The sequence below is a fragment of the Neorickettsia findlayensis genome (assembly GCF_009856525.1).
GTDB classification, from domain to species: Bacteria; Pseudomonadota; Alphaproteobacteria; order Rickettsiales; family Anaplasmataceae; genus Neorickettsia; species Neorickettsia findlayensis.
The window spans coordinates 326,849-343,567 of sequence record NZ_CP047224.1 but is presented as its reverse complement, the minus strand read 5'-3'; the positions used below and the strand labels follow the sequence as shown (position 1 = coordinate 343,567).

Genomic DNA, 16,719 nt, shown 5'->3' with positions numbered 1-16,719 from the left:
CACCTATTCTCTCGAATAACCATTCTCCTAAAGGTGAGACGGACATTTACCATAGAAAAAACACGAAGAAGAACCGAAAGCGATGAGATCGTGTCATGCGTAGTCAACTCTATAAACCCACAAACAAAGATCGACTTATAGGGAACTTGTCTTCGCAGCAATCAGAGCAAGATTTAGAATATCTGTAGCATCATCAGATGAACGCACTATCTGCACGGATCTTTTCAATCCAAATAATAGAGGCCCAATGACACTTGTTCCAGTAACTCCCCTGGAGAACTTACACACTGCATCAACAACTTCCACATTTTGAACGATAAGAACATTGGCGCGATCCGTAAGCCTAGAAAAAGAATAACGCTTTCTAGATTTTCCGTTTAAAGCTACATCCAGGTCCATCTCACCCTCGTATTCAAACGAAACACCAAAATCATCCAGTATCTCAATTGCTTCACGTGCTATTAGTGCACTCGTACTATCTACACTCCCAAAATTCGAATTTGCAATCACAGCAATCCTCGGAACACATCCCATACTTTTAACTATTTCGGCAGCCTTTATAGCTACTTCCGCAATATCCTCTGCATTTGGTGCATCATTAATACCAGCATCGCAGATAAAAAGGGTACCTGTATCAGTGACAATAATCGACATTTCAAAAACAACACCTGCAGCACCAACGATTGGCATAATACCCTTAAGACGATCCTCAGCATTACTGGATGTCAGGCCGGTGATCATTGCATCTCCATCATCAAGCGCAAGCATACAAGCGGCAAACACATCATTATTTGTGTTCACATCACTGACACATCTTTCATATGGAAAGCCTTTTCTTTTTAAGGTGCTATACATGTACTCCACGTACTCACCACTTCTCTGTGAAACAACTGCATTTATCACTTCAAAACCCTCACGATTGCGAAGATTCATTTCATCCATTTTTGCTTCTATAACACTGCTTCTTCCGACAAGAATAGGGGTACCATACCCCATATCACGCCACTGAAGCGCAGCCCGAATACTTTTAAGTTCTTCACCCTCTGCAAAAATGACGCGTTTTTTATTCTCCCTGAGCACACTACTCACAACCCCGAAAAGGGTCGTTGCACCCGAAGCTAACCGTCTGATTAAATCATCCCTGTACGCATCAAAATCATGAATTGGTTTCTTTGCAACACCTGTCTCAACTGCTGCACGTGCAACTGCCGGAGCAATTTCGGCAATAAGGCGCTGATCAAAAGGCTTTGGAAGTATATACTCCTTGCTGTACTGCATATGAGAATTCCCATAAGCATCCATCACTTCCATCGAGATTGGCTTTTTCGCTATTGCAGCAATCGCATGCACAGCAGCAAGCTTCATCTCAGTATTGAATTTGCTCGCACCAACATCAAGCGCTCCCCTAAACAGATATGGAAAACACATAACGTTATTAATTTGATTATCATAATCCGATCTGCCAGTTGCTATTATTGCATCCGGACGCGCCTTTTTTGCTAACTCGGGCTTTATCTCGGGATCCGGATTAGCCAAAGCAAAAATTATCGGATCCACATTCATCCCAGTTAACCACTCCGGCTTCAGAACGTTCGCAGCGGATAAACCAATGAATACATCTGCACCAACCAGCGCCTCCTCAAGCGTGTTCGCATCTACATCAACAGCATAAAAAGCTTTTCGGTCACCTTCATGAAAATCTCTGCCCTTTTTAATAACACCACTTTGGTCACAGACCACTATGTCACTAACCCCGATCTTCCTCATTAACTCGATGCATGCTATACCTGCTGCGCCACAGCCGTTTACGACTACCTTAAGCTCTTCCACCTTTCTTTTTGTAACGTCAGCAGCATTTATAAGACCCGCGCACACGATAATTGCCGTACCGTGCTGATCATCGTGAAAAACTGGAACATCTAGCATTGCCGCTAGACGCTCCTCTATTTCAAAACATTCTGGTGACTTAATATCTTCAAGATTGATACCACCAAAAGTGGAAGCTATGTTCCTCACTGTAAGGATAAACTCCTCTATATTCTGAGTATCAACCTCAATATCGATTGAGTCTATATCAGCGAACTTTTTGAATAGTACAGCCTTCCCCTCCATGACGGGTTTAGAGGCCATCGCTCCAAGATTTCCCAAACCAAGAACAGCCGTCCCGTTTGAAACAACTGCAACCAAATTACCCTTAGAAGTGTACTTATACGCATCCAGAGAATTTTTCTTTATCTCCAAACATGGATAAGCCACCCCAGGCGAGTAAGCAAGTGATAAATCTTCCTGCGTAAGAAGAGGCTTTGTGGCATGAACCCCTAATTTACCAGGCCTGCCCTTAGAGTGATACCGCAACGCTTGTATACCAAGATCGTCTCTTTCCTCTTCCATAGCTCAATGTACATAGATCACACCAATTTATAGCATACAAGATATTCTCTTGGAATAAAGAAAGCGTTCTGTATACCTAAATGGAACGCATCTTTCACCTTAAGAATTACTCTATACTCTAGAGAAAACTCCGTCGCATCAAAAGTTAAATTTAACTTCACGGATAAAACTTGTTTTATATATCCGCTCCATCTAAAAGCTGGGATACGAAGATAAATTATATGAAGTTAAAAACGGGCTAAAATCTAAGCATCTGTTTTTAGACACTGAATCAGATACGCATTGTCACATGAATGAGAGAACACAAGCAAAAAAAGGTGAGGCAAAACGCAACGTCTCAATCAAAATCTTAAAAAGAATTGTACATATGTATTGAACCAGAAGTTTCATCACATTCTTAGAATTAGCACAAATAAGAAGAGCACTAATTCGATTTGGGTGATTCAAGATTTTCATTATGTGCGCCTAATGGAGCGTGAATTTGCAATTTGAACACATCGGTAATAGTATTTCTGTTTTTGGGTATCGTAGGTGAGATTCATCATAAGCAGCCTCTTAGATGAATGCAGTTTTGACTTTGCTAGGTATAAGAAGGTCGCCTTCCTTATAAGTTCGATTCTGCTTGTGTCAACGTTCATATCTCTTGAAACAAAAGGCTTGAGCTTTGGCATTGATTTCACGGGTGGGATGGTTCTCGAGGTATATTCCGAGAAAAGCATTGATATAACACAGCTCAGGGATGATTTCTCGAAGAATCATAGTTTACCTACAGCATCTATACATTATTTGGAAGACCAAAATCACTTAATGATAAAAGTGCGGTCGCAAGATTTTCAGGATGGCCTAGCGAAAATAAAAACTTTTCTCAAACCGTATAACTTTCGCTACGACAAAATAGATTGTGTAGGCCCACAAATAAGCAAGTCTTTAATATATAGGAGTGGCATAGCAATTGTATTCTCGGTGCTTGCGATGTTTGTGTATTTGTTTTTTAGGTTTACCCCTGCTTTTGCGCTATCCGGTGTGCTGACGACATTGCACGATATTGCTTTACTTGTATGTCTCTATTCTGCTTACGAATTGGAGTTCAATACTTCTTCGGTGGCTGCAGTGCTGGCAATAGTTGGATATTCTATAAATGACTCAGTGGTTATTTTCGATAAGTTGCGTGAGAACACTGGCATAAAAAACATAGCCAAGCGCATTAACGTAAGCGTCAATACTACACTCTCTAGAACAATCCTTACATCTGTAACGACAATGCTTGCAATAGCTCCGGTAGCATTCCTCTCTAGTGGAGATATACAAGTTTTTTCCTTGATAATACTGGCTGGTATAGCTATAGGTACTTACTCCTCGATTTTCATTGCGGCGCCGCTAGCGCTTCTAGGAAAGAATGCACGTGGAGTGGCTTATGAGAATTCGTAATTTTAGATATAATGCACTCTGCGTAGCTCGCTGCATTAAGTTGGAGAAGTCAGCATTTCATAAACAAAGATAGCGACCTAAGTGCTGTATGTGTGAGACTATCTTCAATGCAATCAGCTGAAGTAGATTCTTGCCTTTATAATAGTTTCTCAAACAATAAAAGAAGGCTTTAAGAGACTCATATTACTGTTATAAGCTATGAAACTCTTTAGTGAACGGTTTTTGCTTATCTTGAGCAACCTATACAAAAACCAACGATTTATCTTAAAACAAAATAGCTTTACAAAAGCCCTGAGAGTAATAGAATCCACTTTTAAAAGCTTTCTTACATTTCTTTTCCCAGATTGCTGCATAATATGTTCCAGTAAAGAAGAACTGGCAGAATATGGTATGTGTAAACCTTGTAGAAACAAAGTCCATCTCTTGAAGAATCACTTACACTGCTATTGTTGCGGTAGAAAGATGAAGACTTCAAATTTATGCATCACATGTGCCGCATCGAAGCCTAAGTTTGACGAAGCAAAAGCTGTATTTGTCTATAATGCTTACGTTTCAGTGTTCATACAAAAAATAAAATTTCATGATAGGACATTTATAGCAAAATCTTTGGCAAAAATAATCCTGCGGCATTTTAAGGAAGATCTCGAAAAATGTGATTTTATCATACCGGTACCGATACACCGCGTTAGATTGCTTCAAAGACAGTACAATCAATCAGCATTGATCGCCATGCAACTGGCAAAGTTAATACACGTAAAAGTGCGACTAGATATCCTCCACAAAATAAAAAACACACCACCACAACTTAACCTGTCTACATATCGACGAAAAACAAATCTACAGGACGCATTTAGAATAGGAAACCATGCTGCACTAAAGGATGCATCCATCATCTTACTTGATGACGTTATAACTACGGGTGCCACAGTTTCGTGTTGTGCAGAGGCACTTTTGCAATATAATCCCAGAAAAATAATAGTTATTGCCATAGCGAGGTCGATCCTGCGTTAGGAAATATCTAAAGGACATAGGGTTTCCAACTACCCTACAAAAATCATTCCTTGATAGCAAAAAGTTCACCCGCTTGCTCCACATAAAAAAAAAGCGCAGAACTCCATAAAAAAGTGCGAAGAAACTTCATTTATTCAGTCTGTAAAAAAATAAATCCCTATTCACTAAAACAATGCTAAAAATGGCTCTGGCCATATTTCTCAGAACCCATCAAGGACACACACCACAGGAACATGATCGGAAGGTCTTGCTATGTGACGCAGTTCTTTCAATATATAGCAATCTAAAAGATGATCCATACCTTCGGCAGAAGCAAGAATATGGTCTATCCTCATTCCTTCATTTTTCTGTAATCCACCACCTCTGTAGTCCCACCAACTAAACTCTTGTTTAGTTGGGTATTTCATTCTAAACGTATCAAATAGTCCAAGATTGAGTAACTCCCTGAGTTTGCTACGCTCCTCAATATGGAAGCCTGTACATCCATCGAGCTTAACATGATCATACACATCTATATCCTCTGGTGCGGCATTCATGTCACCGCCTAAGAGTAGGATCTCACTATTACCTAAAAGGTAGCCGTGGATCCTTCTAGCAAGTGCATCGTGGAATTGCATTTTGTATTCGAAGCGCGGTGAACCTGCTGCTTGGGCATTAGGTATATATACACTTATTAACCTTACACACTTACCAAAAAAACTTATCACTCCTTCTATATATCGCGCTTCACCATCCATATAAATCTCATCCGAGACCTTGGTAATTGGTAATCTGGACGCTATCGCAACCCCGTTATATCCCTTTTGACACTTTAAAATCACGTTATAGGAAAGATCGTGAAAAATGTGTAATGGAAAATCACTCTCCTGACACTTAAGCTCCTGTAGAAAAAGTACGTCGAGATTCTCTGAAACAAGAAAGGCTGAAACAGCCTCAGCACGTTGCCTTATGGAATTAACATTCCAGGTAGCAACTTTCAGTATCCTATGAATATTCAAAGGCAGAATAAGAGATAAAGAAAGTCAAGATTGTACATGAGCCTTGCGAACGCAGCAACTGGACCGGTTTACCATCCGGCAAACTATACCCTGAAGCTTTACAATCACCCCAAGTATTGAAAATGACATCACCAAGAACAAATTAGGCAACGCTACTAAAAGCAGCTCCCTATCTTCTTAAAAGACTTGGCTAACCCGGCACCTGAGAAATATGCGGATTGAGAAAATTCTGGTGGCTCCATATCATGAGTAGCTAAGCTACATCAGACATTCGCTTGCCAGCTAAAATATGCACATGAAAGTGTTTTACTATTTGACCGCCATCTTTACCATGATTTGTAACAAGTCTGTATCCAGCTTCTTTCACACCTAAAAGGTCGATAACATGAGCAACCTTCGAAAAAAAAGAAGCAACCCCAACTGGCGATGCCGATATAAAATCATCAAAAGAAATGAACTCCCCTTTCGGTATTACAAGAACATGTATTGGAGCCTTAGGAAAGGCATCATAGAAAGCAAGAACCTCATCATCTTCATAGACAACCCTGCAAGGTAACTCCCGACGCAATATCTTCGCGAAAACATTCTGTTGATCGTACATATACCTAAAACGAAAGAGAGGAACGATTTAGCTTGGAAAAAATAGCTAAACTTCTAAGAAAACAAGTTGCGGAAGCTGGATTTGAACCAGCGACCTTCAGGTTATGAGCCTGACGAGCTACCAAACTGCTCCATTCCGCGATAGTGGACATTACAGCGATTATCTCTCATAAGTGATTAGATTGTCAACAGCAATAACTATTCTTCAATGATAATTTTTACGTAGCACATCAATCAATTTTCCTCTAGACACGCTGCTTATTTAAGCTCAAATTGCTAATCTCTTTATAGAAGAAAGAACCAAAATAATTTTATCATGTGCGTCGCTTCAGATGACAAACACACTCTCATGCTACTAATTTTTCATGCTTACCCGATATTGATTTCCATTATAAATATGGTAGGATCTGTCAATCCTTTCACTATATGTAGACTTTATGACCATGTACGTAGTTACGGAACTGGTCTGAGGAAATGATGTCACCTCGTATGAACAAAGAAGTTAAAATGTTAGATCCTTCTATACTTTCTCGTTGTAGTCATGGTGCTCCAGACGAGAAAAAAGTCCGTATAATGCCCTCAAGGGATTCTTTTCTTACGGATTTCGGAAAAGCAGTTCTCAAAGATAGGTATTTACAGAATGGTGAAAGTTATCAGGACCTTTTTGCAAGAGTAGCTCAATATTACTCTGATGACCAAAAACATGCATGTAGATTATATGACTATATAAGCAACTTATGGTTCATGCCTGCTACACCTATTCTTAGTAATGGTGGTACAAGTCGTGGGCTCCCTGTTTCATGCTTCCTCAATGAAACTGAAGACTCATTAGAGGGAATTGTCGGGCTTTGGAATGAAAATGTGTGGCTTGCATCACATGGTGGTGGGGTTGGAAGTTATTGGGGGAACTTACGCTCAATAGGAGAGAGAGTGAAATGTAGTGGCAAGACTTCGGGAATTATTCCATTTATTGTTGTACAAAATGCACTAACTCTTGCGATATCGCAAGGTTCACTTAGACGCGGAAGTTCAGCCGTTTACTTACCAATAGACCATCCAGAAATCGTTGAATTTATAGATCTTAGAAAGCCAACAGGTGGCGATCCGAATAGAAAAGCACTTAACTTGCATCATGCAGTCGTCATAAATGACGATTTCATGAAAGCTGTCCTTGAGGATAAAGAGTGGAATCTTGTCAGTCCAAAGGATGGTTCCGTTATAGCAACAGTCGGAGCAAGGGGTATATGGATAAGAATACTCACAGCCCGTCTCGAAACCGGTGAGCCATACATTCTCTTTATTGACACGGTCCAAAAACTAAGGCCTGAGGTGTACAAAACTCTTAATCTTGACGTCAAAATGTCAAATCTGTGCAGCGAGATAACACTTACAACTGGTAAAGATCACCTCGATAATCATAGAACTGCTATTTGTTGTCTTTCTTCCCTAAATCTAGAAAAATTCGATGAATGGGAGCATGATGATCAGTTCATACGCGATGTGATGCATTTCCTGGACAACGTGCTTGAGGACTTTATTAGAAAAGCGCCTGATTGTATGCACAGAGCAAAATATTCTGCTATGCGGGAAAGAAGTATAGGCTTGGGTGTGATGGGATTTCACTCCTTCCTACAAAGTAAGAGTATTCCGTTCGAATCGGCAATTGCAAAAAGTGTCAACTTGAAAATTTTTAAAAAAATCAAACACGAAACAGATAAGATTTCAAAGGAAATGGCGCTAGAGAAGGGGCCTTGCAAAGATGCAATGGATTGCGATGTGATGGAGCGATTTGTCCATAAGATAGCCGTTGCACCGACTGCATCCATTTCGATCATTGCGGGCAATACCTCTCCAGGTATTGAACCATACGCAGCAAATGTTTTCACACAAAAAACTCTAAGCGGGTCTTTCGTTGTCAAGAATAAGCATCTAGTTGCCTTGCTCCGACGCAAGGGTAAGGACACGGATGGCGTATGGTCTTCTATTATTTCTAATGAGGGCTCTATACAGCACTTAGATTTTCTCGATGAGAACGAAAAGATGGTGTTCCGAACAGCATATGAAATGGATCAACGGTGGATTATCGAACTCGCCGCTGACCGTACACCTTACATATGCCAATCCCAATCGGTAAATCTCTTTTTACACTCTGATATACACAAAAAAGAACTAAGTAATCTACACTTTCTCGGATGGAAAAAAGGCCTAAAAAGCCTCTACTATTGCCGGTCGAAGTCCATACAACGTACATATAAAATATCACAGGAATATAAACATAAAAGTGACAGTTCTTCTCCTGTTGGTGGACCAGATGATTGCATAGCGTGCCAATAGCTCACGCTATGGATCCTATCTATAAGAAGATGATTTCCTCACATAAGAGCTACTCTTCCGCCATCTGCTTATAAAACGGGCTGCTTGCTAGAAGCTCATCGTGTGTTCCCACAGCGGTCGCCTTTCCATTTTCTATAACAACTATCTTATCCGCACATTTAATACTGGAGAATCTATGCGCGACAATAATCACTGTCTTGTCACGCGACGTATTCGAAATTACGGCTTCTATCGCCTTTTCATTTTGTGTATCTAAAGAAGATGTTGCTTCGTCAAGTAAAATTACCTGCCTGTCAGCAAACAGTGCTCTAGCAATATTAATACGCTGCCTTTGTCCCCTAGAAAGGTCTGTAACGTGTGTATCTTTAGGTAATTGATGGATATTTGCAGCCATACACACACCTTTATATCGGGCTTCTTCTTTCTGCTCTATTGAAGTTTGCATACAAATATTTTCCATGAGACTTCCGGAAACTATGCTTAACTCTTGTGGAACCCATGCAAAAAGTCCTCGCACAGAAGCAAGAGATAATTCAGAAACCGGAATATCATTAATACGTATGCTGCCACTACAAGCAGTATAAAACCTTAAAATAAGAGAAAAAATTGTACTTTTTCCTTTTCCAGAAGCACCTACAACGGCTACTTTTTCTCCGCGATTTATAGTGAAATTAAGTCCTTTAAAAACAGCATCTGTACCATCAGCGGTATACGAAAAGCCCACATCTTTAAATTCGAGCTTTTCAAAACGCTTCAATTTCTTTCCAACTTCCTCTTCCTCACTTGAAGCAAGAATGGTGCTATATAAATTCTCAACCCTGGTGCGTACATTCAAAAACTGTCGCAGATCCGGATAAAGCTCCATTACCCTCCCTATGGAACTAGATCCAAATAACGCATAAAAAACGAACTCAGAAAGAGTAACAATGTTTATTTCACCTGCGTAGACGGAACTTAGACCAAAATTCATAAAAAATACGGTTCCTAGGAAGGCAAGCGCGACAACGATACCTACAAGGAAAGAACGTGTGATCACATATTGAATAAAGCTACTTGAACATCCCTTAGATAAACTCTTCAATCTTTCCAAGAAGAACGCTTCTTTTAAAAAGGACTTTATCATTTGAATATTAGTGATATTTTCTCTGAGCTCAGCATAAAAATTATCACTTTTATCTGCGGAAAGAGAAGATAATTTCTTTGCTCTTATACCAACTAATAAGAGCGGTACTAGGAGAACAGGAATAGCCAGAATGAGATAGATGAAAAGCTGCCTTTCTGTATAAAAAAGTGCAATGAGCGATCCAAGAAAAGTAATTAGATTCCTTAGTAAAACCGGCGCTGCAGAACCAAAAAAATTCTGCAAAAATGTCATATCAGAACTGAGAATGATTGGAATCTGGACAGAATTAGATTTAATTGTCTCAATCTTTGCCCCTAAGAGGGCTTCATATAAATCAAGTAGCACACCCTGTACCACTTTCATTCCAAGCAACCCGGAAAAAATACTACGAAGTGCAACCGTTAAAGAAAGAAAAAGTGCAAAGAGGATAACTCCAAGAGATAGCGTACTAGGGACCTGCTCCACTGCAAAAAGCTGAACGAAATGCCCAATAACCTTTCCTAAACCAAGAGCAGCACATCCAGATACAAAAACCATGAAGAAAGATAAAAAAAGCAGAAAACCCGCTTTTTTCAAATGAAACCACAAAATACCACTATGCATAACTCAAATGAAATGTAGAAACGACAAAATCAATATTTAAACAGAAAAGTAGGAAGCAAGTTGGTAAAGAAAAACCAAGCTAACTGTGGGCACCCCAAAAAACAGCAAGAAGCCCTGGGGAATACAAGTAACGGAAAAACTCATTTAAAACAGAAAGATAAGAAGAGGGAGGAATCTCATTTACACGAAAACCCCTACTTGAGATAAACCCAAGATCACGTATTTTTCCCGTAATTCCTCTCTCCTTTAGCCACCTTATTGCATTTCTCTCATCACCTATCTCGTCAATGAGCGCAAACTCAAGCGCTTCCTTGCCAGTAAAAATCTTCCCTGTCGCAATCTCTGACATCACACGCATATCTGTAATCTTTCTACGCTCCCGTACCATAGATAAAAAGTGTTCGTTAGCGACACTGATAGAGTGCTCCATGGCTGATCTCGCCTCTTTCGTGAATTCTTCTAAAACAGATGGGAAAGCTTTCAACCTTCCAGAGCGAACAACGTCCATTTTCACCCCAATTTTTTTTCCGACTTCATAAAAATTCGGGGCTTGTAATATCATACCGATTGAACCAATAATGCTGGAATTATATGCAATGATGTATTCAGCACCCATTGCTACCATGTATGCACCAGAGGCCATTATTCCGTTTGCCACAACCACAACTGGTTTGAGCTCAGACACACTCTTAACAACGTTGTAAAGTGCTTCAGAAGCAACGGCCCCTCCACCTCCACTATCTATATGAAGGATCACCGCTTTTATTTTAGGATTGCTTGCAAAAGAAGCAAACTGGCTATTTCTTACAGTATCCTGATCGATAATCCCAGAAAAAACTACCCTTGCTATGTACGGAGTAGAAAAACTATCGAAAAAACCACCACGGAAAGAAGAACCTAGAACAACTAGAAGGACACCAACCACCACAAAGGTGATCACCCTCCAAAAAGTCAACCTCTTCCTCAAGCTAAGATTCTCGACAAACGCATCACCCAAAAAATTCATGTACTAACGACCACACCTCACTCTTCTTCTCTAGAAGGAGCTCCACTAGCCTTCTCATCTGTGATGATCTCCAGCTTAACCGAATAACGATCTTTACTACACACGACAAAGGAAACGTGCTGCCCAACAGTAAGACGACTCACGTCAGACTGCGCCGTGAAGAACTCCAAACCTTCCCTGACCTCGATATAAATACCATCATCCTCTACTCGTATTACTTTTGCGTTAATTATGTCTCCTTCATTCACCCTAGAGACGAACTCTTCAAAAGGATCGTACTCGACATATTTGATGTTAAACATCACACGACCACGATCGGGATTTACATGTACCAGCTTCGCGTCCACTTCATCGCCGATAGTAAACCGCTTCAATTCTTTTCTAGGATTTTGTGACCAACTAATGTTCGCAAGCCTCACATATCCCCTAACGTAGGAGTATCCAGAATCAAGAAGTGTCAGCACTATTCCAGAATCAGTTATCTCGACAACCTTACATTTCACGACAACGCCCAGGCCATATGCATCCAAGAACTTCTTCCACGGGTTCTCACTACATTGCTTCACGCTCAGTGCAATCTTATGACCCTCTTCATCAACTGAGAGGAGCATAACGTTCACCTTACTGTTGGGTAAGAATAACGGCTTTTCCCTAGTCCAAGAGATTTCACCACTATGCACCAATCCTTCTACACCCTCCTCTAACCTAACGAAAATACCGTAATCCTCAACAGAAGTAACAACTCCAGGATACACGTTCCCCGGAGTATATTTTTTAGAAATATCCTTCCATGGATTCTCCGTAAGTTGCTTCACACCAAGCGATATACGACCCTTTTCCGCATCTACAGCAATCACCTTCACACGCACCTCTTGCCCAACAGAGTAGATCGAAGACGGATGAGTGACACGCGCCCAAGAAATATCGTTCACGTAAAGAAGACCATCAACAACACCAACTTTGTCAGACTCGTGTATCTGTACAAAAACACCATAACTTGCAATGCTCTTAACACGGCCATCAATGATATCACCTTCTTTGATTGTCAAAATATACTCTAAACGAGCGGCTTCATGTACTGCACCAAGCGCTTTTTTTCTAGAGACAAAAATCTTTCCCGTTTTCGGATCCATTTTCAGAATCCTAAACTTCAACTTCACTCCCACGAGAGTTGCCGGATCAGAGACCGGTCTCACATCTAGGTGACTGTTTGGTAAAAAAGCATTCAGCCCTTCAACTTCAACAATGCAACCACTTTTGATCGTATACAGGATAACTCCCATTATATCTTCATCGGAGCCACTGAGGTACATCTCGTAAAGCCTGTCCCAGACCTTTTGTTTTAGTGCTTTAGTATAACTCAGGACAAGGTTACCACTACCAGTCTCGGTCTTTTCAACATACACAACAATTTTAGAACCCACCTCTAGTGTACATAAATCGTGGAACTGCTGAACAGGAATTTTCCCCTCTGATTTAAGACCTAGGTTTACTAAAACAAAGTGCGGACTTATGGATTTCACTACGCCCTCAACCATGTCGCCCTCTTTTATCAGAGAATCCGAAAACCGCTCTTCGAGAACTGTAGTAAAATCTTCCTCATTGTAATCAGGAACCTCTGAGTAAAACCTTTTCTCAGACGCTTTATTGGTGGTAATGTAGAATTGCTGTTTATTCATGGCTGAGTGTATACTACTTCGCTCCTGGAGGGTAAAGCTTGATGATAATACAAAAGACTCCAAAGAGAAATAACCAAATATGCAACTGAAACCTTTTCACTTAATTCTTTTGTAGTGCCCGAAGGTGTTTGTTCTCACTTTTCAAAAGGCGTTTTGTATTGTCTTCTATTGCATCTCGTAGCATCTGCAGAAACTCATCGTCCCTCAGGCCTGGCATAATTGGAGGCAATATTTGGACCACAGCCTTGCCATTTCGTTTATTGCTGAAATAGCCAACTGGCCAAATTTGACCAACATTTAACGCAATTGGCAACACAGGAAGATTTAGATGTTTATAAAGAGCCAGTATACCTCTTTTGTATTCCACTTCCTCACCAACTTTAGTTCTTCCTCCTTCCGGGTACAGAATTATTGTCCTATTTTTAGAAAGCACTTTAGCCTGCCTAAGCATTTTTCTCAGTACATCTAAACCATTTGACTTGCCTGAATAGGAAACTGTAATCATTTTTGTCGCGATCATGTACAGCCCAAAGATTGGAATAAAGATGAGACTTCTTTTCAGTACGAAGGCCGGCTTCTGAAAAAGATCAGCCAATAAAACCACGTCCAAAGGAGAATGGTGTTTAGATGCAACTATGAACTGTTTGTGTAGTTGTATATTCTCGCTGCCCCTTATCTCGAACTCAATATTGAAAAAAAATCTCAGTAGAACAAAAATTCCCTTGATCCACACCCTACGCACTTCTATTATGTCTTCTGGAGGCAAAAAAAGCGCAGGTAGGACGACCACACCATATAAGGCGGTCCACAGAATAATGGAAACATTAAACAGAAAATTCACAACTACGTATACTGCTGCAGTAAAGAAACCTTTATTTCCCATTATTCTTCCTCATTTTTCGTAGCACATAACGAACAACAAAAAAGATCCACCCGAAAAACTACATTCGCTGGAACAAGACCCATTGCAAGACAGATTTTAAGGACACTCAAGACTTATCTTCGTTGAAACCTGCCTCAACACCAGCTAACATGCGAGCTTCATTTTCCCTCATAAGCGCATCAATGATTGGCTCCAGTTCGCCTTCCTTTACCGTTTCATTGATCCTATAAGTAGTCAAATTGATCCTGTGATCAGTTATCCTACCCTGTGGGAAATTGTATGTCCTGGTTTTTTCAGACCGTTCACCCGACCCAATCTGTGACTTTCTCATCGATGAAATCTCTCGTTGAACTTTATTACGCTCTATTTCATACAATCTTATTTTGAGCACCTTCATTGCCTTAGCGCGGTTCTTGTGTTGGGACTTCTCATCTTGTTGTATCACTACTATACCAGTTGGAATATGCGTAATACGAACTGCACTGTCAGTTGTGTTAACAGACTGTCCTCCAGGACCACTAGAACGATACACATCGATACGTAAATCCTTATCGTTGATTTTTATATCCACATCTTCCGGTTCTGGCAGCACGGCAACGGTCGCTGTTGAAGTATGTATACGTCCAGCACTTTCCGTTTCTGGAACGCGCTGAACCCTATGCACACCAGACTCGAACTTTAATTTTGCAAAGACATCAGACCCACTAATGCTAGCATTCGCTTCTTTGTATCCACCTATCTCATTATGCGAAATACTAATGATCTCGAACCGCCACTTCATACGCTCTGCATATTTCTGGTACATATGGAAGAGACTCGCCGCAAAAAGCGCGGCTTCATCACCGCCGGTACCGGCCCTTACTTCCAGCATGACATTCAAAGCGTCATCTTTATCCTTTGGAAGCAGCATCCTTCTTATTTCCAACTCGAGCTTTGGGATGATATCTTGAATTGCTTGCAGATCGGACTTCGCTATTTCGCGTATCTCCTGATCCTCTAGTGGATTTTTTACTAACAGTTCTAGATAAACCTGTTCTTCCTTCAACTTTTTGTATCTAGCAATTAATTCAACTTTTGGCTTAAGCTCTGCATACTCCTTAGAAAGCTTTGAAAACTCCTGAGAAGCTATAGTTTCCGGATAGCGTAACCTATCTGCAAGGTACGTGTATCTGTTTAGAATCTCTTCCAGAATTCCACAAAGATTATCCATAAACCTCCTTAAGATTTGCTAGCCCTATAAATTTATAACGCTCTAAACTAAATCCTTTTACTGGCAGTTTTAAAGTTATAACACGCACAAAATTTATTTTCACACATCATCAAGACAACAGAATGGACAGATCGATACTACAAAACTTTTATTTCACACTTACGTGCGAACCTTCATCACTCATACTTTCTCAAACGTCTTTTACTCTTCTCACTTTCACAGAAATGAGTTTATTATTCCTCGTTTTGAGAATTTCAAGCGTGCAACCAAACATTTCAAACAGCTCACCCTCATTCGGAATGCGTTCTATCTCATCAATTATCATTCCCGCAAACGTGCGGTTGTGGTCTGTTGGAAAATTGAAACCCATCTTTTTATTAAGATCCCTTATTGGGATCCTTCCGTTTATTATGTATCCGCCATCTCCACTGTCTTTTATGTCTTTATAATTATGGGTATAAATCGCCTCGCCAATGATCTCCTCAATAATATCAAAGAAAGTCACTATTCCTATTGCGTTGCCATATTCATCAATGACAATCGAAAAATCTGCTTTGTCCACCTTAAAATTGTGCAATTGAACGCTTACAAGGGTTGTTTCCGGAATGAAAGAAGGGCCAGTCAAATAGTCTTCTATCTTAATTTCCCGATCATTTGCACAAGCAATCCTGAGTTGGGCGGCATTAAGAACTTTGACAAAATTATCATCTCTTTCCTCCCACAAAGGTATCCACCTATATGTCGTTCCCAGTACCGACTGGATGAGCTCATCTTTTGGAAGATTTATGTTCAAAGAGTAGACATCTCTACGGTGCGTCATAATTTTATCAACATGCAGTTCTGTAAGATCCAGCATGTTATTAATGACCTCCAAATTTTTTTGCGTATTCTGCTGCACATACGATTTTTTGTGCAACATTATCAAACCACGAATAGCATCATACGGAGAAAAAACCTTAGTTGAGTCACTCGATGGAGCAAACCACTTCACTAAAACACCTACTACTAAGTTCACGTACTTTACAAGTGATCCAAAGAGCTTAACCAGAATGACCATGAAAGGGGCAAGATACATTCCAAGTGCTTCAGGGTGGTTAATTGCATAAGTCTTTGGAAATATCTCACCAAGAATCACTATTATTATGCTCATGACAAAAGTGGAAACTAAGATACCAATGCTCCCAAAGAAATTGATCACGAGCAAAGCTGATATGGATGAAGCTAGTATGTTTACGACATTGTTACATAACAATATCGTACTGATGACACGTTCCCTATCGTTGTGTAGATCAAGCAATAGCGCAACTCTTCTATCATTTTTACCCCTAAGTTGAATCAACTTAGCTGGGTTCACCACTGTTATAGCGGTCTCACCACCCGAAAATACACAGGACAAAAGAAGAGCTAAGAAGAGCAGTGCAGCAAGCAATGCAAGCAATAAACCAGACATCAA

At 40.3% G+C, this 16,719-nt stretch carries 12 protein-coding genes and 1 tRNA gene; 3 read left to right on the top strand and 10 right to left on the bottom strand.

What is annotated here, in order from left to right; genetic code table 11:
* Window positions 1–135: 135 nt before the first annotated feature.
* Window positions 136–2,391: an NADP-dependent malic enzyme gene (locus GP480_RS01675; RefSeq protein ID WP_160095301.1), complete on the bottom strand. Its 2,256-nt coding sequence runs from the start codon at window positions 2,389–2,391 to the stop codon at window positions 136–138.
* Between the two features lie 531 nt (window positions 2,392–2,922).
* Here GP480_RS01675 and secF point away from each other — a divergent pair.
* Window positions 2,923–3,819 (top strand): protein translocase subunit SecF, encoded by an 897-nt coding sequence (gene secF, locus GP480_RS01670; RefSeq protein ID WP_160095299.1) that lies wholly within the window; start codon window positions 2,923–2,925, stop codon window positions 3,817–3,819.
* A gap of 198 nt (window positions 3,820–4,017) precedes the next feature.
* Window positions 4,018–4,830: a ComF family protein gene (locus GP480_RS01665; protein ID WP_160095297.1), complete on the top strand. Its 813-nt coding sequence runs from the start codon at window positions 4,018–4,020 to the stop codon at window positions 4,828–4,830.
* Between the two features lie 200 nt (window positions 4,831–5,030).
* On the opposite strand, the gene GP480_RS01660 is transcribed toward GP480_RS01665, so the two are convergent.
* The 3 genes from GP480_RS01660 to GP480_RS01650 form a co-directional block, all read right to left on the bottom strand.
* Window positions 5,031–5,828, bottom strand: coding sequence for an exodeoxyribonuclease III (locus GP480_RS01660; RefSeq protein ID WP_160095295.1), 798 nt, complete (start codon window positions 5,826–5,828; stop codon window positions 5,031–5,033).
* A gap of 253 nt (window positions 5,829–6,081) precedes the next feature.
* Window positions 6,082–6,429 carry a histidine triad nucleotide-binding protein gene (locus GP480_RS01655; protein ID WP_160095293.1) on the bottom strand — a complete coding sequence of 116 codons (348 nt, stop codon included), beginning with the start codon at window positions 6,427–6,429 and terminating at the stop codon, window positions 6,082–6,084.
* Window positions 6,430–6,495: 66 nt separating this feature from the next.
* Window positions 6,496–6,569, bottom strand: a tRNA-Met gene (locus tag GP480_RS01650).
* Window positions 6,570–6,935: 366 nt separating this feature from the next.
* Here GP480_RS01650 and GP480_RS01645 point away from each other — a divergent pair.
* Window positions 6,936–8,762 (top strand): ribonucleoside-diphosphate reductase subunit alpha, encoded by a 1,827-nt coding sequence (locus GP480_RS01645; RefSeq protein ID WP_160095291.1) that lies wholly within the window; start codon window positions 6,936–6,938, stop codon window positions 8,760–8,762.
* Window positions 8,763–8,811: 49 nt separating this feature from the next.
* Here the strand turns inward: GP480_RS01645 and GP480_RS01640 are convergent, their stop codons facing one another.
* From GP480_RS01640 to GP480_RS01615, 6 genes are all read right to left on the bottom strand, one after another.
* A complete protein-coding gene (locus GP480_RS01640) occupies window positions 8,812–10,461 on the bottom strand; it encodes an ABC transporter ATP-binding protein (RefSeq protein ID WP_237111379.1) in 1,650 nt (549 codons plus the stop codon).
* Window positions 10,462–10,567: 106 nt separating this feature from the next.
* Window positions 10,568–11,494 (bottom strand): signal peptide peptidase SppA, encoded by a 927-nt coding sequence (gene sppA / locus GP480_RS01635; RefSeq protein WP_160095287.1) that lies wholly within the window; start codon window positions 11,492–11,494, stop codon window positions 10,568–10,570.
* A 17-nt stretch (window positions 11,495–11,511) separates the two neighbouring features.
* On the bottom strand, window positions 11,512–13,173 hold the full coding sequence (locus GP480_RS01630; RefSeq protein ID WP_160095284.1) for a S1 RNA-binding domain-containing protein: 1,662 nt from the start codon (window positions 13,171–13,173) through the stop codon (window positions 11,512–11,514).
* A 100-nt stretch (window positions 13,174–13,273) separates the two neighbouring features.
* Window positions 13,274–14,056 (bottom strand): lysophospholipid acyltransferase family protein, encoded by a 783-nt coding sequence (locus GP480_RS01625; protein WP_160095282.1) that lies wholly within the window; start codon window positions 14,054–14,056, stop codon window positions 13,274–13,276.
* A 106-nt stretch (window positions 14,057–14,162) separates the two neighbouring features.
* Window positions 14,163–15,266, bottom strand: coding sequence for a peptide chain release factor 1 (gene prfA / locus GP480_RS01620; protein ID WP_160095280.1), 1,104 nt, complete (start codon window positions 15,264–15,266; stop codon window positions 14,163–14,165).
* A 190-nt stretch (window positions 15,267–15,456) separates the two neighbouring features.
* On the bottom strand, window positions 15,457–16,716 hold the full coding sequence (locus tag GP480_RS01615) for a CNNM domain-containing protein (protein ID WP_160095277.1): 1,260 nt from the start codon (window positions 16,714–16,716) through the stop codon (window positions 15,457–15,459).
* Window positions 16,717–16,719 lie beyond the last annotated feature (3 nt).